General features: G+C 65.4%; 18 protein-coding genes. 7 read left to right on the forward strand and 11 right to left on the reverse strand.

Annotated elements, in window-relative coordinates; genetic code table 11:
• Positions 1-38 precede the first annotated feature (38 nt).
• Together ispD and ispF are read left to right on the forward strand one after the other, a co-directional pair.
• Complete coding sequence (gene ispD / locus ACOABP_RS16000) at positions 39-773, forward strand: 2-C-methyl-D-erythritol 4-phosphate cytidylyltransferase (protein WP_474226086.1); 735 nt, start codon at positions 39-41, stop codon at positions 771-773.
• Positions 774-795: 22 nt separating this feature from the next.
• Entirely contained in the window at positions 796-1,302 is a 507-nt protein-coding gene (ispF, locus tag ACOABP_RS16005; RefSeq protein ID WP_066738306.1) for a 2-C-methyl-D-erythritol 2,4-cyclodiphosphate synthase, read from the forward strand.
• A 13-nt stretch (positions 1,303-1,315) separates the two neighbouring features.
• Here ispF and ACOABP_RS16010 read toward each other — a convergent pair whose 3' ends face one another.
• From ACOABP_RS16010 to ompR, 6 genes are all read right to left on the reverse strand, one after another.
• Positions 1,316-1,897 (reverse strand): N-acetyltransferase family protein, encoded by a 582-nt coding sequence (locus ACOABP_RS16010; protein ID WP_474226088.1) that lies wholly within the window; start codon positions 1,895-1,897, stop codon positions 1,316-1,318.
• 238 nt (positions 1,898-2,135) lie between these two features.
• Positions 2,136-2,657, reverse strand: a complete 522-nt coding sequence (locus ACOABP_RS16015; protein ID WP_474226090.1) for a carboxymuconolactone decarboxylase family protein — start codon at positions 2,655-2,657, stop codon at positions 2,136-2,138.
• A gap of 121 nt (positions 2,658-2,778) precedes the next feature.
• Entirely contained in the window at positions 2,779-3,327 is a 549-nt protein-coding gene (locus tag ACOABP_RS16020) for a peroxiredoxin (protein WP_029050616.1), read from the reverse strand.
• A 327-nt stretch (positions 3,328-3,654) separates the two neighbouring features.
• Positions 3,655-4,947, reverse strand: a complete 1,293-nt coding sequence (tcuC, locus tag ACOABP_RS16025) for a tricarballylate/proton symporter TcuC (RefSeq protein ID WP_474226091.1) — start codon at positions 4,945-4,947, stop codon at positions 3,655-3,657.
• A gap of 273 nt (positions 4,948-5,220) precedes the next feature.
• Positions 5,221-6,570, reverse strand: a complete 1,350-nt coding sequence (locus tag ACOABP_RS16030) for an ATP-binding protein (protein ID WP_066738299.1) — start codon at positions 6,568-6,570, stop codon at positions 5,221-5,223.
• Between the two features lie 23 nt (positions 6,571-6,593).
• Positions 6,594-7,316, reverse strand: a complete 723-nt coding sequence (gene ompR, locus ACOABP_RS16035; protein ID WP_010810107.1) for an osmolarity response regulator transcription factor OmpR — start codon at positions 7,314-7,316, stop codon at positions 6,594-6,596.
• A gap of 128 nt (positions 7,317-7,444) precedes the next feature.
• Here ompR and ACOABP_RS16040 point away from each other — a divergent pair, with 128 nt between their 5' ends.
• Complete coding sequence (locus tag ACOABP_RS16040) at positions 7,445-7,603, forward strand: hypothetical protein (protein ID WP_474226092.1); 159 nt, start codon at positions 7,445-7,447, stop codon at positions 7,601-7,603.
• A 71-nt stretch (positions 7,604-7,674) separates the two neighbouring features.
• The gene (locus ACOABP_RS16045) at positions 7,675-7,968 is read left to right on the forward strand and encodes a hypothetical protein (protein ID WP_231906972.1); all 294 of its coding nucleotides are present in this window, start codon (positions 7,675-7,677) and stop codon (positions 7,966-7,968) included.
• Here the strand turns inward: ACOABP_RS16045 and ACOABP_RS16050 are convergent, their stop codons facing one another.
• Together ACOABP_RS16050 and hpnD are read right to left on the reverse strand one after the other, a co-directional pair.
• On the reverse strand, positions 7,969-9,231 hold the full coding sequence (locus ACOABP_RS16050; protein ID WP_474226093.1) for a Zn-dependent hydrolase: 1,263 nt from the start codon (positions 9,229-9,231) through the stop codon (positions 7,969-7,971).
• A gap of 101 nt (positions 9,232-9,332) precedes the next feature.
• Positions 9,333-10,163, reverse strand: coding sequence for a presqualene diphosphate synthase HpnD (hpnD, locus tag ACOABP_RS16055; RefSeq protein ID WP_474226095.1), 831 nt, complete (start codon positions 10,161-10,163; stop codon positions 9,333-9,335).
• Between the two features lie 507 nt (positions 10,164-10,670).
• Here hpnD and ACOABP_RS16060 point away from each other — a divergent pair.
• Positions 10,671-11,828, forward strand: a complete 1,158-nt coding sequence (locus ACOABP_RS16060) for an efflux RND transporter periplasmic adaptor subunit (protein WP_474226097.1) — start codon at positions 10,671-10,673, stop codon at positions 11,826-11,828.
• Positions 11,829-11,837: 9 nt separating this feature from the next.
• The gene (locus ACOABP_RS16065) at positions 11,838-14,948 is read left to right on the forward strand and encodes an efflux RND transporter permease subunit (RefSeq protein ID WP_474226099.1); all 3,111 of its coding nucleotides are present in this window, start codon (positions 11,838-11,840) and stop codon (positions 14,946-14,948) included.
• A gap of 39 nt (positions 14,949-14,987) precedes the next feature.
• On the opposite strand, the gene ACOABP_RS16070 is transcribed toward ACOABP_RS16065, so the two are convergent.
• Complete coding sequence (locus tag ACOABP_RS16070; protein ID WP_474226100.1) at positions 14,988-15,224, reverse strand: hypothetical protein; 237 nt, start codon at positions 15,222-15,224, stop codon at positions 14,988-14,990.
• Between the two features lie 47 nt (positions 15,225-15,271).
• Positions 15,272-16,189 carry a LysR family transcriptional regulator gene (locus ACOABP_RS16075; RefSeq protein ID WP_474226101.1) on the reverse strand — a complete coding sequence of 306 codons (918 nt, stop codon included), beginning with the start codon at positions 16,187-16,189 and terminating at the stop codon, positions 15,272-15,274.
• A gap of 117 nt (positions 16,190-16,306) precedes the next feature.
• Between ACOABP_RS16075 and ACOABP_RS16080 the strand changes: the two genes are divergently transcribed.
• Complete coding sequence (locus tag ACOABP_RS16080) at positions 16,307-17,164, forward strand: NmrA family NAD(P)-binding protein (protein WP_474226103.1); 858 nt, start codon at positions 16,307-16,309, stop codon at positions 17,162-17,164.
• A 32-nt stretch (positions 17,165-17,196) separates the two neighbouring features.
• On the opposite strand, the gene ACOABP_RS16085 is transcribed toward ACOABP_RS16080, so the two are convergent.
• A complete protein-coding gene (locus tag ACOABP_RS16085) occupies positions 17,197-17,610 on the reverse strand; it encodes a DUF3830 family protein (protein WP_474226104.1) in 414 nt (137 codons plus the stop codon).
• Positions 17,611-17,664 lie beyond the last annotated feature (54 nt).

Raw genomic sequence — 17,664 nt, forward strand, 5'->3', positions numbered from 1 at the left:
GCTGGCCGTGCCAAATATTCAAAGGCCCTCAGAAACCTGTGTCCGATCGTCGATTCGCCCTGATCCCCTGTGCCGGTACCGGCAGCCGAGCCGGCGGTGCCGTGCAGAAGCAGTACCAGACCGTGGCCGGCCGGCCGATGCTCTGGTATGCCCTGGCGGCGTTTTCCGCCAGCGACGCCATCAGCGCCACGGCGCTGGTGCTGGCGCCCGACGACATGCCGCTGGAGTCACGATTCGGCGCCGCGGCCTTTGCGGGCCTGCGCTTCGATACGGCGTTCGTGGGCGGTGATTCGCGCCATGCCTCGGTGCTGGCGGGCCTGCATCACCTGGCTACGCTGGGGGCGTCGGATACCGACTGGGTGCTGGTCCACGACGCCGCAAGGCCGGGTCTGACCAGTGCGATGATCGACACGCTGGTGCGGGCGGTGGAATCCGACGATTCGGCCAGCGAACCGATCGGCGGCATCCTGGCCGTGCCAGTGCCCGACACCCTCAAGCGTGCCGATGCGGGTGCGCGCATTGGCGGCACCGTGCCGCGCGAGGGCCTGTGGCAGGCGCAAACACCACAAATGTTCCGCATCGGCGTACTGCGTCATGCCCTGGAAGATGCCATGGCCGCGGGTGCCGTGGTCACCGACGAGGCCAGCGCCATCGAGCGCCTGGGCCTGCATCCGCGGCTGGTCAACGGATCGCTGCGCAATTTCAAGGTGACCTATCCCGAGGATTTCGCGCTGGCCGACGTGCTGTTGCGCACGGGCCAGCCGGCGTCGTGAACCATTTTTGCAAGGAGTCGTTTTGAATCCGTTCGATTTTCGCGTAGGACAGGGCTATGACGTGCATGCCCTGGTGCCGGGCCGCAAGCTGATTCTCGGTGGCGTCGATATCCCGCACGACCGCGGCCTGCTGGGCCATTCGGATGCCGATGCGCTGCTGCACGCCGTGACCGACGCGCTGTTCGGCGCCGCCGCACTGGGCGACATCGGCCGCCATTTCCCCGATACCGACCCCGATTTCAAGGGCGCCGACAGCCGCGTGCTGCTGCGCGAGGCCGCGCGGCGGGTCCGCGCCGCCGGCTTCGAGATCGGCAATGTCGACGCGACGGTGATAGCGCAGAAGCCGAAGCTGGCGCCACACATTGGCGGCATGGTGGCCAACCTGGCCGAAGACCTGGGCCTGCCCGTCACGCACTGCAACGTGAAGGCCAAGACCAACGAGAAGCTCGGGTTCGAAGGCAAGGAAGAGGGCATCGTCGCGCAGGCGGCGGTGCTGATCTACCGCCGCACCGCCGACGTGCAGGACTGACGGCGCGCCCCGGTCAGGGTGTTGGCGGCGACGGTGCCGCCGGCTCCTCGGCCGTGATCGGATAGACGTAGTCGATCAGGCGCGCCATGGCGCCGTGGCGCGATCCGGCTTCGGTACGTTTCTGGAATCCCATCTGCTCGCAGAGTTTGATGGCGGAGTCCATTTCGGGCATGGTGCGGCAGATCAGCGCGTGGGCGCCAATGTCGCGGGCGCGCTGGATGCAGATCTGCATCAGCCGTTTGCCCAGCCCCAGCCCGCGTGCCTGCGGGTTGACCGAAAGCAGCCGAGCCTCGGGCTGCGTCAGCGTAATCGTGGAATCGTCCAGCGCCGGCAGCGTGGCGCCCGGGTGACAGAACAGCACGGCACCGCTGATGCCGTGGTCGGTTTCCGCGACCCACCATTCCATGTCGGGGTTGTCCTTGGCGGCCAGCACGGACTGCATGCCGCGCTGGAACGATGCGCGGCAGTCTTCCATGATCTCCAGCTCATACTGCCCGTAGGCCTGCTGTGTGACCGCGGCGATATCGCCCCAGTCGTGTACCGCGGCAAGCCGGAACCGGAAGCGCGGTGAATTGGGTGAGGGCAAGGTGCTCATGGCAACGGCGAAGTTCGTGACCTTTCGTCGATTGTAGGCCGCGCCATGCACAAATGCACCGGGTCGATTGGCGGTACGGGTATCGGACAATACCGATTGACCGATTGCGCAAGAGCAGAAATGCAGGCGGGCGGACCCCTTTCGGTGCCCGCCCGCGTTTGGCGCCCGGCGACGCGGCGCGGACGGCTTCGCCCGCGATATCGCCCGTTCTGGCGCAGTTTGGCCGCTGTTCCGAACCTTATTCCGCGACGATCACATTGGCGGCGGCGCCAATCACGGCGGCGATGCGGCCAACGTCACGCAACTGCTGGGCGCTCATGCCCTGTTCGTTTTTCAGCAGCTGGTAGTGCGACTTCACGCAGAAATGGCACTTGCCGACAATCGAGGCCGCCAGGGCGTACATCTCGAAGCGGCGCTTGTCCACACCACCATGGGTAGCGTACGCGTTCATGCGCAGCCCCGCCGGCTGGCTGGCCAGGTCCGGGTCTTCGGCCATCTCGACATACGGATACCAGATGTTGTTCATGCCCATCAGCGCGGCAGCGGTCTGCGCAGCGTTGACTTCCTCGGGCGACAGCACGTTCGCGTTGCGAATCGCGTCGACAATCAGCTTGCTCTTGGCAGCGAAGGCGGCAGCCAGCGCCACGCCGACCGCATCGTTGCCTTCCAGCGACGAACGCGCGATGGTGCCATCCACATTCAGGCGGATGTCCTTGGCGTAGTCGGGGATTGCATTCTTAATCGTGCTGAGGAATTCCATTTATTTCTCCTATCGACGAGGGCTCAAAAAACCCGCACGGAGCGGGTTTCGACATGAAAGGGCGCCAGGCCCTTCCATGTGACGTGCCGGATCACCAAAGGTGACTGGCAGGCAGGGCCAATTACAGCGTGGCGCCGCCGACAGCACGGTTGCACGGGCACAGTTCGTCCGTTTGCAGACCGTCCAGAATACGCAGGACTTCTTCCGGGTTGCGGCCGACGTTCAGGTTGTTCACCGAAACGTGCTGGATCACATTGTCCGGATCGACGATGAACGTCGCGCGCAGGGCCACGCCAGCGGCCTGGTCACGCACGCCCAGCTGGTCGACCAGCGAGCCGGTCACATCGGCGAATTGCCACTGGTTCAGCTTGTTCAGGTCCTTGTGTTCGCGGCGCCATGCCAGCTTCACGAATTCGTTGTCGGTCGAGCCGCCCAGCACGATCGCGTCGCGATCGGCGAAGTCGTTGTTCAGCTTGGCGAATGCCACGATTTCGGTCGGGCACACGAACGTGAAGTCCTTCGGGTAGAAGTAAATGATCTTCCACTTGCCTTCGAACGACTTTTCGGTGATGTCTTCGAAAGCCGACTGGCCATTCTCTTCGTGGTTGTTGAAACCCGGCTTGACACCAACGATGCTGAAGGCTTCGAGCTTGTCACCAACGGTCTTCATTGACTTCTCCTGATACGGTTGAACAGATTGAGGCTTGCAATCTACGATTCGGTTCCCGCGGCAGCCGGGGATGTCAATCGTATTTGCACGAAAGCTCTGAGTATGCGCATTTGCACGCACCAAGGCCAATTGGTTTTCTTAACCGGGCCGATAGGTAGCGTCTGGGTCGGCGCAAAAGCGAGCCGCCAGTATGCCATGCGTACTACATGGGGACGGATGGCCGAAAAGCAATCGCGCCGCCATCACATACATGCCACGCGAACGTGTCAGGCACATGAAGGCGGCGCGGGGCCGCACGGATGCGGCGTCCAGGCCCGCGGGCCGGGATCAGGCGGGGCGCAGTACCGCCTGATCGCGATGGGTGCGGAAGATGACCAGCGTGGCTGCCAGGCCGCAGGCTGCGGCGAACATCAGCCAGAGGCCAGGTGCGGCCTTGTTGCCGGTGCTGTGGATCAGGTACGTCGAGATGGCCGGCGTGAAGCCGCCAAACAGGGCCGTGGCGAGGCTGTAGGCCAGCGAGAAGCCGGCGGTACGCACGGCGGGCGGCATGACTTCGGTCAGCGTGACGACCATGGCACCGTTATAGCTGCCGTACAGGAACGACAGCCACAGCTCCACCATCAGCAGGCGCTCGAACGACGGCGCAGCCACCAGCCACGACACTGCCGGGTAGGCGGTGACCAGCGTGGCGATCGTGAAGAACACCAGCAGCGGCTTGCGGCCGATACGGTCGGACACGGCGCCCATCAGCGGCAGCCAGATGAAGTTCGACAGGCCCACGCACATCGTGACGATCAGGTTGTCCACGTCGTCGAGCTTGAGCACGGTCTTGCCGAAGGTCGGCGTGTACGCGGTGATCATGTAGAACGACACCGTGGTCATCACCACCATCAGGCAGCCGGCGATGATGATGCGCCAGTTATCGAGCATCGAGCGGTAGATCTCGTTGATCGACGGGCGATGCTTGCGCGTGAGGAATTCCTCGGTTTCCTCCAGCGAGCGGCGGATCAGGAACAGGAACGGCACGATCAGGCAGCCGATCAGGAATGGCACGCGCCAGCCCCAGCTATCCATCTGCGCGGGCGCCAGCGTGGCGTGCAGGATCACGCCGAGCAGGCCGGCGAAGATCACGGCCACTTGCTGGCTGGCCGATTGCCAGGCCACATAGAAGCCTTTCTTGCCCGGCTTGGCGATCTCGGACAGGTACACCGAGACGCCGCCCAGTTCCACGCCGGCCGAGAAGCCCTGCAGCAGGCGCCCGAACAGCACCAGCAGCGGAGCGGCCATGCCGATCGATGCATAGCCCGGCACCAGCGCGATCAGCAGCGTGCCCAGCGCCATCAGCACCAGCGTGACGATCAGGCCCTTGCGGCGGCCGTGATGGTCGATATAGGCACCGAGCACGATCGCGCCAAGCGGCCGCATCAGGAAGCCGGCACCGAACGTTGCCAGCGACAGCATCAGCGACGCGAATTCATCGCCGGCGGGAAAGAACGTACGCGCGATGGCGGCGGCATAGAAGCCGTACACCATGAAGTCGTACATTTCGAGGAAGTTTCCGCTGACGACGCGGAACACGGTACGAAAACCGTGCTGGGGTGTGGAGCTGGAGCTTGACATGGCTGTCTCTCGGTCGCCGCAAGTGGGGTCGTGCGGCATGTTGTCTATCGTTGTCAGCCATGGCGGAAAAGGGCTACTGCGGCAGGCGCGCCATGACTGCGGATGCCGTTGTATGCATCGGCCTGTCGATGGCGTGAAGTGTGCGCAATGACGCTGTCATTCGCCTGTCAGCGACCTTTCAAATGCATATCAAATGCTGAAGAAAACCTGTCAATGCGCCGCATGCGGGACATGCGGGCACAGCGGTGGTGCCGGATGGGGATTGGCGCCCGGTCAGGCGCGCCGGAAACGGGCGCTGACCACGAGCCCCGTCTTGGGGGCGGGGCGATTGGCAAGGATCAGGCGGCCGCCATTGCGCTGCAGGATACGGTTGACGATCGACATGCCCAGGCCGGCGCCCTTGGCCTCGCTGCGCGCGCTGTCGAGCCGGTAGAACGGCCGCGTCAGCAGGGACAGTTGCTCGTTGGGCACGCCGGGCCCGCTGTCGGCCACCATCAGCACAGCTTCCTTGTCTTCCACGCGCGTGGAAATTTCCACCTCGGCCATGCCGGTTTCCTCGTCCTTGGCATAGCGGCGCGCGTTTTCCACGAGGTTGTCGAGAATGCGCTGGATCTCCATGCGGTTGGCAACGGCCATGACCGGGCCGTTCGACCGCACGTGTACGCGCACGTCGTCGTGCGCGGCATAGACGCCGACCGATTCCTGGACCAGCGTGGACAGGTCCACCGGCTCCACTACCTCCTGGCCAGGCCGGGCGTAGTTCAGGAACTGGCCGATGATGGCATCCATCTGCTCGATGTCGGCAATCATCGCGTCGCGCGTGGTAGTGTCCACGGGCGACATCTCGGTTTCCAGGCGCAGGCGGGTGAGCGGGGTGCGCAGGTCGTGCGAGATACCGGCCAGCATGACCACGCGATCGTCGTCAAGCTGGCGCAGGTCGCGCACCATCTGGTTGAAGCTGCGGTTGGCCTGGGCCACCTCGCTGGCACCCTGTTCGCGCAGCGGCGGCGCCTCGCCTCCGGTGCCGATCAGTCGTGCGGCATTGGCAAGGCGCTTGAGCGGGTAGTTCACGCGGGCCGTGATGAAGGCCGCGCCGATGATCGACAGCAGCAGCGCCGCAATACTCCACCAGAGCCACTGGATGCCGGGCACGCGCTCGAAGCGTTCGGGGCTGATGGCAACCCAGTAGTCGTCGCCTTCGATCTCGAAGCTGACCCACACGCCGGGGATGTCGTTGACCGTGGTGGCAAGCACCGTGTCTTCGCCCAGGCGGCTGCGGATTTCCTGCTGGACGAGCTGGGTCAGGAATGGATTGGCCTTGGGCGCGGCAAAGTCGTCGTCCTTTTCGCGCGGATAGACCTTGATGCCCTCGTTCTGGACGAGGTCGAGCAGCAGGAACCGGCGCCGGGCCGGATCCGAATAGAGCAATGCTGCACGGGTGAGCTTGACCACGCTGACCACCTGCATGGCGATCTGCTGGGCGCGCGGCGCGCGTTCGAAGAGCCGGTAGCTCTGGAACCAGATACCCAGCGAGATCGCCAGCAGAAGGGCGATCAGCATGAAGGTTCGCCAGAAAAGCGAACCGAAGAACCGCGTTGCGGTACGGCCGAGGGCAGTCGCCACGATGAGGCTGCGGTCGACCGGACTTACTTCACGCCATCGGGGATGAAGACGTAACCCAGGCCCCAGACCGTCTGGATGAAGCGCGGGTTGCTCGGGTCGGGCTCGATGAGCTTGCGCAGGCGCGAGATCTGCACGTCCAGGCTGCGGTCGAAGACTTCGTATTCGCGGCCGCGCGCCATTTCCATCAGCTTTTCGCGCGACAGCGGCTGGCGCGGATGGCGGGCAAAGACCTTAAGCACCGAGAATTCGCCCGTGGTGAGCGTGATTTCCTCGTCGTTCTTGGTCAGCGTACGCGTGGCCAGGTTCAGCACGAAATCGCCAAACGCAAACGTTTCGGGCGTTTCGGACGGGGCGCCCGGCACTTCGGCGGGACCCTTGCGGCGCAGCACGGCGTGAATGCGCGCAATCAGCTCGCGCGGATTGAAAGGCTTGGGCAGATAATCGTCGGCACCCATTTCCAGGCCGACGATACGATCGACGTCCTCGCCCTTGGCGGTGAGCATGATGATCGGGGTCTGGTCGTTGGCACCGCGCAGGCGGCGGCAGATCGAAAGCCCGTCTTCGCCGGGCATCATCAGGTCCAGCACCAGCAGATCGAATCGCTCGCGCAGCCAGAGCTTGTTCATGGCCGTGGCGTTTTCCGCCACGAGAACCGTGAAGCCCTGCTCGCCCAGGTAGCGGCGCAGCAGGTCGCGCAAGCGCGGGTCGTCATCCACGACGAGAATCTTGTGGCTGGTATTTTCCATGGCGGTATCTTAGCGACTATCGCTTTCGCTCAAAATGGCTTAACAAAACGTTACATACTTTACCCCGTGGTATGGCGGCATGCACCTTTTGTGCATTTACACTCCGCAAACCGTTTCCCAAGGCCATCATGGCCAGCGGAATTCAAACGGTCACCACGGGCATCGTACTGTTCCCAGCCGCGACACTGGCATTCGCCTTGCTGTCGTCGGGGGCGATGCCGGTGCCGCCACCGGGGATCCTGAAGATCGATCCGGGGGCCACAGTCGAAACCGCCATTATCCAATGAAAGTGAAGCATAACCGGCACGGGCAAACCCTGCGTCGCACAATTTGCGCGCGAGTGGTCTGGCTGGCCGGCATGACCCTGCTGATGGCCGCGGCACCCGCCCCGGCATTCGCCCAATCGGCAGGCATGGCGCATCTGCTTCACCCCAAGGTTCAGCCGCCGGGCCCCGGCAGCAATCCGTCGGCGCCCGAACGCAACCGTCAGCAACCACGCCGCAATGATCGTGCCGAGACCGAGCGCGACATGGCCGAGCGGGCTACCCGCCAAGGCCAGCGGGGCGGCAGCCAGCGCCTGTCGCCCGACGAGCGCAAGACGCTGCGCAAGAATCTCTACGATATCGGCAAGGAAATGTACCAGGGCGGCTGATCAGCCAGCGTCCCTGAAGTGCCGCAGGAAATCCACGAACACCTCGGCTGCCTGCTGGGCGTCGTCCACCGTGATGGTTTCTGCCGGATTGTGGCTGATGCCGCCATTGCCGCAGCGCACGAACAGCATTGCCACATCGGTGATCCGCTGCATCATCATCGCGTCATGCCCCGCCCCGGAGGGCAGTTCGAACGCCTCCAGCCCACGCTTTCTCAATACCGCCGCGAACTGGTCCATCAGCCAGCGCGCGCACGGCGCGTTGTTGACCGGCGTCACCCGTTCGACGCTGACCTGAAGCGAACGCCTGGCCGCAATGGCCTCGATGCCCGCCACGATATCGGCGATGGCCGCTTCGCGGATGCCGTCTTCGCCCGCGCGGATGTCCATCGAGAACAAACATGCAGCAGGAATCACATTGCTCGACCCGTTGGGCACCTGCAGCTGGCCCACGGTGCCAACCAGCGCCGGCACCTGGGCGCAGCGCTGTTCCACCAGCAGGATCATCTCGGCGGCGCCGGTGGCGGCGTCGCGGCGCATATCCATCGGCGTGGTGCCGGCATGGCTCGCCAGACCCTCCACGCGCACCTGGAAGCGGCTGCTGCCGGCGATCTGGGTCACGATGCCCAGCGGCAGGCCGCGGTTCAGCAGCACCGGGCCTTGTTCGATATGGACTTCGACAAAGCCGGCCAGCGTTGCGGGATCGACTGCGGCGGCGCGCAGCGCATCCAGCGCGCCGGCGCCCGGGAAGCCAGACTGCGCCAGGGCGTCGCGCATCGATACGCCTTCGGTGTCCACGCGGTCCAGCAAGGCCGGATCGAAGCGGCCCGCCAGCACGCTGCTGGCAAGGAAGCTGGTCTTGAAGCGCAGCCCTTCTTCTTCGGCAAAGGCCACGACATCGAAGTGGTAGGGCAGGCGGATGCCCGCATCGCGTAGCGCCCCCACCACGGCGATGGGCAGCAGGATGCCAAGCCGCCCGTCGTAGCGCCCGCCATTGCGGACCGTGTCGAAATGCGACCCGGTCATCAGCACCTTGGGGTTCGGCTCGGCCGGATCGGCGGCATAGCGGCCAATCACGTTACCGATGGCATCGACCCGCACGGTCATGCCGGCGTCTTCCATCCAGCGCGCCAGCTGCGCCTGCGCCCGGGTATGGGCGGGCGTCAGGAAGGCACAGGTCAGGCCGCCTTCCATATCGGAGTGCCGGGCAAGGGCGTCGGCGCGATCGAGGATCAGCTGACCAAGAGAGGGCGTGGCAGTAGTCATGGCATCAACACATGGGAACAACGAACAACGAACGACTAACGACTGACAGCTGGTGGAGAGGGGTGGCAGAACGGCGGGCAGTCCGGCCGGGGCGCCAGCGTTCAGCCATTGCGCAGCCAGGTCTTCCAGGCCAGCCACAGCTTGCGCATCGGCGTCAGCGCAATGCGCTGGGTCAGCACCTGGAAGTCACTGGCTTCGATCTCGTCGAGCAGGGCGTGGTGGATGGCCGCCAGCGCCAGCGCCGCGCGCTGGGCCCGGCGGTCGGCGCGGGGCAGCAGCGCCAGCGCTTCCTGGTACAGCGTGCGGGCCAGCAAGGCCTGGTCTCGCATCATGGTGACAAACTGCGGCGAATGGCGCGACTGCATGATGTCGGCCACCGGCACCTCGAAGCGCTGCAAGGTATCCACGGGAATATAGACGCGGCCCTGGCGGGCGTCGTGGCCCACCTCGCGCACGATGCGGATGCGCATCTGCGACAGGCCGAGCTTTTCGGCCGATTCCAGCGTACGTTCATCGGTAAAGCCCAGCAGCCGCGCCGTCAGCTTGCCGAGGGTGCCGCCTACCAGCCGGCAGTACCGGCCCAGCGCGCCCTCGTCGAAATAGCGCGACTGGGCGAGGTCCATTTCGGTGCCATCGAGCACCTGGCTCATTTCGGCCTGGGGCAGGGTCGCCAGAAACGGCAGCAGTGCAAGGCTGGCCGGGTGATTCGGGCTGCCTTCGTACAGGCGGCGCAGTTCGGCGCGCCACCAGTCAAGCCGTTGCAGGGCTACGCCGGCGTCATGGTTCTCGTGAACGATGGCATCGAGTTCCAGGCGCCAGGCCTGCAGGGCTGTCAACGCGCGGCGTCGGTCGGGGGAAAGGAGGAGGCTGCTGTAATAGAAGCTGGAGCCGCTTTTTGCGGCCTTGTCCTGGCAATACTGATCGGGCGTCACGCCAATCTCTTTCTGGTAGGGCGGCGGGGGCGGCGCCAAAGGGGCGAATTGTAACATCGGCCACCCGGCCGGGGCGGCCACCATCATGTGATGTTTGAAGCTTAAATCGCCCGCCGCGCCGGCATCGTGACGTTTTGTCGCGGAATACTGCCGTTCGTCATCCGGCGTTTGACGCACTCAAGGGCGGTCGCTATATTACTGACCGCAAAGTTATTAACTTCCTGTGGTCGATTTCTGAAATGTCCGGAATCGACCGGAACGGCAGCAAGGCGCCCGACCCGAGGCGCCAGCGAGACACCATCCGGCCACCTGGCCGCGCAGTACCGACGCCGCCGCCAGGTTCAGCTTCGCCCACAGTTCATCTTTACCCAGCTTCATTCTTTTCCACCGACTCAAAGACGCTTGTCCATGCCAGTGCCCTTTGCCAGGCCGGAAGTTGCGGCCGCTGAAGTTGATGACCTCCGCAAGTTGCGCCAGGCCGTGCGCGCAGGGCGCCGCTGTGTGCCGATGGCCCGTACGGCCCGGGTGTCCATTGGGCTGCTGGCCGTGGCGGGGCTGTTGGTGCTGGGCGGATGTGGCAAGCAGGCCGAGCCCGTGGAAGACGTGCGGCCAGTGCGCCTGATGCAGCTCAGCCCGGCAGCCGGCAAGACCGAATACGAGTTTTCGGGCGAGGTGCGCCCGCGTATCGAATCGCGCCTGGGTTTCCGGGTCGGCGGCAAGATCGCGGCCCGTCTCGTCGATGTCGGGGCCAGTGTGCGCAAGGGGCAGCCGCTGGCACGGCTCGATCCCACCGACCTGGCGCTGGCCGAATCGGGCGCGCGGGCCCAGTACGACGCGGCCAAAACCGACCGCGACCTGGCCGCCGCCGACCTGAAGCGCTACAAGGAACTGGCCGCCAAGAACTTCATCAGCGCGGCGGAGCTGAACCGCCGCCAGGCCACCTTCGATTCGGCGGCATCGCGGCTTGACCAGGCGCAGGCCAGCCTGCGCAACCAGTCGAACCAGACGGGCTATGCCGTACTGACGGCCGATGCCGACGGCGTGGTGACCGCCATCGACACCGAAGTGGGCCAGGTGGTCACGCCGGGCCAGCCGGTGATCCGCGTGGCGCAGACCGCTGAAAAGGAAGTTGCCATCGGGCTGCCCGAGGATCAGGTCGACATGTTGCGTGGCATCACCGATGTGGCGATCCATACCTGGTCGGACCCCGGCCGGATTTTGCCGGGCCGCGTGCGCGAGATTTCGGCAGCGGCCGATCCGGTCACGCGTACCTATCCCACGCGCGTCAGCATTCCCAATCCGCCGGCCGACCTGCGCATCGGCATGACGGCCGTGGTGTCGTTCACACGAACCGGCGACGCGGCCGCCATTCGCGTGCCGCTGACCGCGCTGCTGCAGAACAAGGGCGCCAACCAGGTGTGGATCTACCAGCCTGGTCAGGGCGGCAGCGGTACGGTCAAGCCGGTGCCCGTCACGCTGGGCGAGGCGCAGGGCAATCTGATCGAAGTGCGCCAGGGTCTGACGCCGGGTCAGACGATCGTCACGGCCGGCGTGCATCTGCTCAAGCCGGGCCAGAAGGTCAAGCCGATGCAGAGCGTGGCACCGGCCCAGCCGGCTTCGAACCCTGGCGCGCAGCTGGGCGCCCTTGACCGCCGCCTGGGCTGAGGGCGGCGCATGGAACATTCCCGCTTCAACCTGTCGCGCTGGGCGCTCGAACACCAGCCGCTCACGCGTTATCTGCTGGTCGTGCTGCTGCTGGGCGGCCTGCTGGCGTTCTTCCAGCTTGGTCAGGACGAAGATCCGCCGTTCACGTTCCGCGTGATGGTGGTGCAGGCGTTCTGGCCCGGCGCCACGGCCGAGCAGATCGCCGTGCAGGTGACCGACAAGATCGAACGGCAGCTGCAGGAAGTGCCGTACGCCGACAAGATTCGTAGTTTCTCCAAGCCGGGCGAGACCACGGTGATCTTCCAGCTGGCCGACAACTCGCCGGCCAAGGACACCGCGCAGATCTGGTACACGGTGCGCAAGAAGATTGGCGATATCCAGCAGACGTTGCCGCAGGGCGTGCGCGGGCCGTTCTTCAACGATGAGTTCGGCGACGTCTACGGCTCCATCTACGCGCTGTCGGCCGACGGCTTCAACTACAAGGAACTGCGCGAATACGCCGACCTGGTACGGCAGGAACTGCTGCGCATTCCGGCTGTGGCCAAGGTCACGCTGCTGGGCCTGCAGGACGAAAAGATCTTCATCGAGTTCAACCAGGCGCGCTTTGCCCAGCTGGGGCTGGACATCAACGCCATCGCCAACCAGATCTCGGAGCAAAACAATCCCACCGGCAGCGGCGTGCTGGTGACGCCCACCGACAACCTGCAGGTGCGCGTCACCGGCCAGCTGGGCGATGTGGAAGACCTGCAGAACCTGGTGCTGCGCGGGCCCAACGGCATCGCCAATATCCGCCTGGGCGACATCGCGCACGTGTACCGCGGCTATGTGGACCCGCCCGTCAGCAAGATGCGCTTTAACGGCAAGGACGTGATCGGGCTGGGCATCTCGATGGAAAAGGGCGGCGACATCATCGCGCTGGGCAAGGAACTGCGCCGCGTGACCGATGGCCTGCGCGGCCAACTGCCGGTGGGCATCGAGATGGACCAGGTGCAGGACCAGCCCCAGGCCGTCAAGCGCAGCGTGGGCGAATTCGTGCATGTGCTGATCGAGGCCGTGGTGATCGTGCTGGGCGTGAGTTTCGTGGCGCTGGGCCTGCATACCCGGCCGCTGCGCCTGGACGTGCGTCCCGGCCTGGTCGTGGCGCTGACCATTCCGCTGGTGCTGGCGGTGACGTTCCTGTTCATGAACATCTTCGGCATCGGCCTGCACAAGATATCGCTGGGGGCGCTGATCATCGCCCTCGGGCTGCTGGTGGACGACGCCATCATTGCCGTGGAGATGATGGTCCGCAAGCTGGAGGAAGGCTTCTCGAAGATGGAGGCGGCCACCTTCGCCTACACGTCCACGGCCATGCCGATGCTGACCGGCACGCTGATCACGGCGGCGGGCTTCCTGCCCGTGGGACTGGCGCGCTCCACCGTGGGCGAGTACACGTTCGCGATCTTTGCGGTCACGTCGCTGGCGCTGGTGCTGTCCTGGCTGGCGGCGGTCTATTTCACGCCGTACCTGGGCTACCTGATCCTCAAGACCCGCGCGCATGATGGCGGTCACCACGAGGTGTTCGACACGCCGTTCTACGCCCGCTTCCGGCAACTGGTGAACTGGTGCGTCACGTGGCGCAAGACCGTGATCGCCATCACGCTGGTGGCATTCGCGCTGGGCCTGCTGGCGTTCAAGTACGTCGAAAAGCAGTTTTTCCCGGATTCGAGCCGGCCGGAACTGATGGTGGAACTTTGGATGCCGGAGGGCACCGCCATCGCCGAGACCGAGGCCATGACCAAGCGCTTCGAGGCTGCCATGCGCCGCGACACGGGCGTGGAAAGCGTGACCTCGTTCGTCGGCACCGGTGCGCCGCGCTTCTACCTGCCGCTGGACCAGATTTTCCCGCAGTCGAACGTGGCCCAGGCCATCGTGATGCCGGTGACGGTGGAAGGGCGCGATGCCCTGCGCAAGCGCATCGAGCGCGTGCTGGTGACGGAATTCCCGCAGTTGCGAGGCCGCGTGAAGCTGCTGCCGAACGGGCCGCCTGTGCAGTATCCGGTGCAGTTCCGCGTGATCGGGCCCGATGCCGGCGGCGTGCGCAAGGTGGCCGACCAGGTGCGCGCAATCATGACCGCCAACCCCAATACGGTGGGTGTCAACGACAACTGGAACGAGAACGTCAAGATGCTGCGCCTGGAGCTGGACCAGGACAAGGCGCGGGCGCTGGGCGTGACGACCAACGCTATCGCGCGGGCCACCCAGGCCGTGCTGACGGGCGTGCCGGTGGGGCAGTATCGCGATGCCGACAAATTGATCGACATCATCATGCGCACGCCGCGCAGCGAGCGCGACACGATGTCTGACCTGAACAACGTGCTGGTGCCTACCAGCACCGGCCGCGCCGTGCCGCTGACGCAGATCGCCCGCGTCACGCTGAAGTCGGAGCCCGGCGTGATCTGGCGGGAGAATCGCGACTTCGGCATTACCGTGCAGTCCGATATCGTCGATGGCATCCAGGGGCCCACCGTCACCGCGCAGATCAACCCGAAGCTGGACCCGATCCGTGCCTCGCTGCCGGCGGGCTACCGGATCACGATCGCCGGTGCCCAGGAGGAAAGCGGCAAGGCCGGCGCATCGATTGCGGCGCAACTGCCGCTGTGCATCTTCCTGATCTTCACGCTGCTGATGCTGCAATTGCACAGCTTCTCGCGCGCGGTGATGGTGTTCCTGACCGGGCCGCTCGGGCTGATCGGGGCCGCCGCCACGCTGTTGCTGCTGCACTCGCCGATGGGGTTTGTCGCGCAGCTTGGCATCACGGCGTTGCTGGGCATGATCATCCGCAATTCGGTGATCCTGGTGGACCAGATCGAGCAGGACATCCGGTCCGGGCTGCCGCCGTGGACCGCTATCGTGGAATCGGCAGTGCGCCGTTTCCGGCCCATCATCCTGACCGCGGCGGCGGCGGTGCTGGCCATGATCCCGCTGTCCCGTTCCACGTTCTGGGGGCCGATGGCCGTGGCGATCATGGGTGGGCTGGTGGTGGCTACCGTGCTGACGCTGCTGTTCCTGCCGGCGCTCTACGCCACCTGGTTCCGCGTGAAGCCGCCCGAGGACGAGCGCGGGGTGATGGCGGGGTGAGGGCGAGCTGATCCGGCGTGTGTCCAGGCTCCCGCCACATCAGGGCCGGCGCTTTTTCCATTCGTAGTCCGGCGGCGGGTCTGCCGCGCCGGGCTTGCCCACAGAGTTCGGGTTTTCCGAGCACAGCGTCACAAAGCTGACCGGCTCGCCGGCAAACTGCCGGCGGCGCAGCGCTTCGGCGAACTGCAGCGCATCCCGGAGCGCATCGCCCGGGAACGATTGAGCGTGCGGTGCCATGCCGTCGGCGGTGGCCTCGGTCCAATAGATCATGTACATGTGATGACGTCTCCAGTGCGGTCTTGCGTTCGGTGCGTTCGGTGCGTTCAGGCTGCGCGCGCGTCGCAGATGCCGACCACGAAATCGACGAAGGCGCGCACCTTGGCCGGCAGATGCTGGCGCGATGGGTAGAGCGCGTAGAGCGGAAATGTCTCGTCGCCCCAGTCCGTCAGGATCTTCACAAGCCGGCCCTCGGCAATCAGCGTCTCGGCGCCATATTCGAACGTCTGGCATATCCCGTGCCCGGCCATGCAGACACTGTGCATGGTGCCGCCCTCGTTGACCACCAGCCGGCCATGGGCCTGAACGATGAGGTGCTCGTCGTTTCGCCAGAATTCCCATGGAAATGGCCGTCCGGTTTCCGGGTCGCGGAAATGGATGCAGGTGTGGTCCGGCGACTCCAGGTCTGCCGGCACCTGCGGCCGCCCGTGGCGCTTCAGGTAGGACGGCGCGGCCAGCGTGACCACGCGCACATCCATCAGCTTGCGGGCCACCAGCGTGGAATTGCGCGGATGCCCGAAGCGGAAGGCAACGTCGAAGCCGTCGGCCACCATGTCGCCCAGCGTGTCGCGGGTGACCAGGTCGAGCGTCAGGTTCGGGTGATCCTCCACAAACTGGCCCAGGCGCGGGCCCAGTACCAGCCGGGAGAAGTACGGGTCGATATTGACGCGTAGCCTGCCGCGCACGGCGCTGACGCCGCGCGATGCGGCGCTGGTGACTTCCTCCAGTTGCGCCAGCAGCGGTGTCACTTCCTCGCAGAAGCGGCGTCCTTCGTCGGTCAGCGTGACGGAGCGGGTGGTGCGGTCGAACAGCCGCACGCCAAGCCGTGTCTCCAGCCGGGCCACGGCGCGGCTGACGCCCGATTGCGTCATGTCGAGCGTTTCGGCGGCGCGCACGAAGCTGCCGTTGTCCACGATCGCCATCACCACCCCGATTCCGTCCAGCAGCCGTGCATCGAATTGCATCGTTGATGCCTCGCAGTCATCAATCAAGTGACTGGCATGTTATCGCGGAAATGCCATGCATTGACCAGAATTCGGTCACCGCGGCACCGCTCGTGCCGCGCCAGACAGGAGAGTGCAATGTATGCGGTAACCGGAATTACTGGGCAGGTGGGTGGTGTGGTGGCGTTGGCCTTGCTGGCGGCCGGCCTTGATGTGCGCGCCGTGGTGCGTAGCAAACAGAAGGCACAGACCTGGTCTGCCGAGGGTTGCGACGTGGCGTTGGCCGAGATGCATGACGCTCAGGCATTGACGCAGGCGTTTTCAGGCGTGGAAGGCGTCTTTATCCTGCTGCCGCCGAACTTCGATCCGTCGGAAGGGTTTCCCGAGTCGCGCGCCATGATCGCGGCGATCCGCCAGGCGCTGCTGGCCGCCCGACCGCGCCGGGTGGTTTGCCTGTCGACCATCGGCGCCCAGGCCGAGCAGCCCAACCTGCTGCGCCAGCTGTCGATGCTGGAGGCCGAACTGGGCGCGCTGCCGATGCCGGTGGCCTTTCTGCGCGCCGGCTGGTTCATGGAAAACACGCTCTGGGATATCGAACCGGCGCAGGTCACCGGGGTGATCGACAGCTATCTCCAGCCGCTGGACAAGCCCGTGCCGATGGTGGCTACCGCCGATGTCGGGCGTACTGCCGCCGCGCTGCTGCAGGAAGAGTGGCAGGGCGTGAGGGTGGTAGAGCTGGAGGGCCCAGTGCGTGTCAGCCCGCTCGATATCGCGGCGACGCTGTCGGCCTTGCTGGGCAAGCCGGTGCGGGCGCGCGAGGTACCGCGCCAAAGCTGGGAAGACCTGTTCCGGGCGCAGGGCATGCGCAATCCTGCGCCGCGTGCGCAGATGCTGGACGGTTTCAACGCGGGCTGGATCCGGTTCGAAGGGCAGGCGCGCAAGGGCAGCCTGCCACTGCGGGCGGTACTGGAAGGGCTGACCGCCCGTGGCGGCTGAAGCCGGCCAGAAGGGCCGGGCGCCGCAGGCCGCTACTCGGCCAGTTCGAATACCACGTCCTGCGCGCCTTCCCACAGCACCTTGGTGCCCAGTGCGCGCAGGTTTTCCTTGCCTTCGACGATGGTCAGGAAGTGGTTGCCGGCCAGCTGGCCCATCTTGCTGGCAAAGCTGCAGCTGCCGTAGGCCAGGATGATCTCGGTCTCGCTGTAGCCGCCCGGATAGAACAGGATATCGCCCACCGAAGGGTGGCTCGTGTGGTTCTCGAAGCCCACGCCGAGCTTGAACTCGCCCAGCGGAATCCAGCACCCTTCGCCGCTCCAGCGCACGTGGATCAGCTTCTGCCGGTACGGCAGCAGCTTCATGAAGGCGGCCACGGTGTCGGGGGCGTCGGGGTTCGTCTCGGCGATAAACGTGTGGCCGGCGGCGGTGATGCGGAGTCGGGTCATGGAGTTGTCCTGTTGTTGTGTATCCCCGCCGGCACGGGGCGGCGGGGTCCAGTT

It is taken from the genome of Cupriavidus sp. HE11, from assembly GCF_056097175.1.

Excerpts from the sequence above, each read along its gene's own strand:
- ACOABP_RS16010 (WP_474226088.1), bottom strand. The coding sequence starts at position 1,897 with ATGAGCACCTTGCCCTCACCCAATTCACCGCGCTTCCGGTTCCGGCTT.
- ACOABP_RS16015 (WP_474226090.1), bottom strand. The coding sequence starts at position 2,657 with ATGGAATTCCTCAGCACGATTAAGAATGCAATCCCCGACTACGCCAAG.
- ACOABP_RS16020 (WP_029050616.1), bottom strand. The coding sequence starts at position 3,327 with ATGAAGACCGTTGGTGACAAGCTCGAAGCCTTCAGCATCGTTGGTGTC.
- tcuC (WP_474226091.1), bottom strand. The coding sequence starts at position 4,947 with ATGTCAAGCTCCAGCTCCACACCCCAGCACGGTTTTCGTACCGTGTTC.
- ompR (WP_010810107.1), bottom strand. The coding sequence starts at position 7,316 with ATGGAAAATACCAGCCACAAGATTCTCGTCGTGGATGACGACCCGCGC.
- ACOABP_RS16040 (WP_474226092.1), top strand. The coding sequence starts at position 7,445 with ATGGCCAGCGGAATTCAAACGGTCACCACGGGCATCGTACTGTTCCCA.
- ACOABP_RS16045 (WP_231906972.1), top strand. The coding sequence starts at position 7,675 with ATGACCCTGCTGATGGCCGCGGCACCCGCCCCGGCATTCGCCCAATCG.
- ACOABP_RS16050 (WP_474226093.1), bottom strand. The coding sequence starts at position 9,231 with ATGACTACTGCCACGCCCTCTCTTGGTCAGCTGATCCTCGATCGCGCC.
- ACOABP_RS16060 (WP_474226097.1), top strand. The coding sequence starts at position 10,671 with ATGGCCCGTACGGCCCGGGTGTCCATTGGGCTGCTGGCCGTGGCGGGG.
- ACOABP_RS16065 (WP_474226099.1), top strand. The coding sequence starts at position 11,838 with ATGGAACATTCCCGCTTCAACCTGTCGCGCTGGGCGCTCGAACACCAG.
- ACOABP_RS16070 (WP_474226100.1), bottom strand. The coding sequence starts at position 15,224 with ATGTACATGATCTATTGGACCGAGGCCACCGCCGACGGCATGGCACCG.
- ACOABP_RS16075 (WP_474226101.1), bottom strand. The coding sequence starts at position 16,189 with ATGCAATTCGATGCACGGCTGCTGGACGGAATCGGGGTGGTGATGGCG.
- ACOABP_RS16080 (WP_474226103.1), top strand. The coding sequence starts at position 16,307 with ATGTATGCGGTAACCGGAATTACTGGGCAGGTGGGTGGTGTGGTGGCG.
- ACOABP_RS16085 (WP_474226104.1), bottom strand. The coding sequence starts at position 17,610 with ATGACCCGACTCCGCATCACCGCCGCCGGCCACACGTTTATCGCCGAG.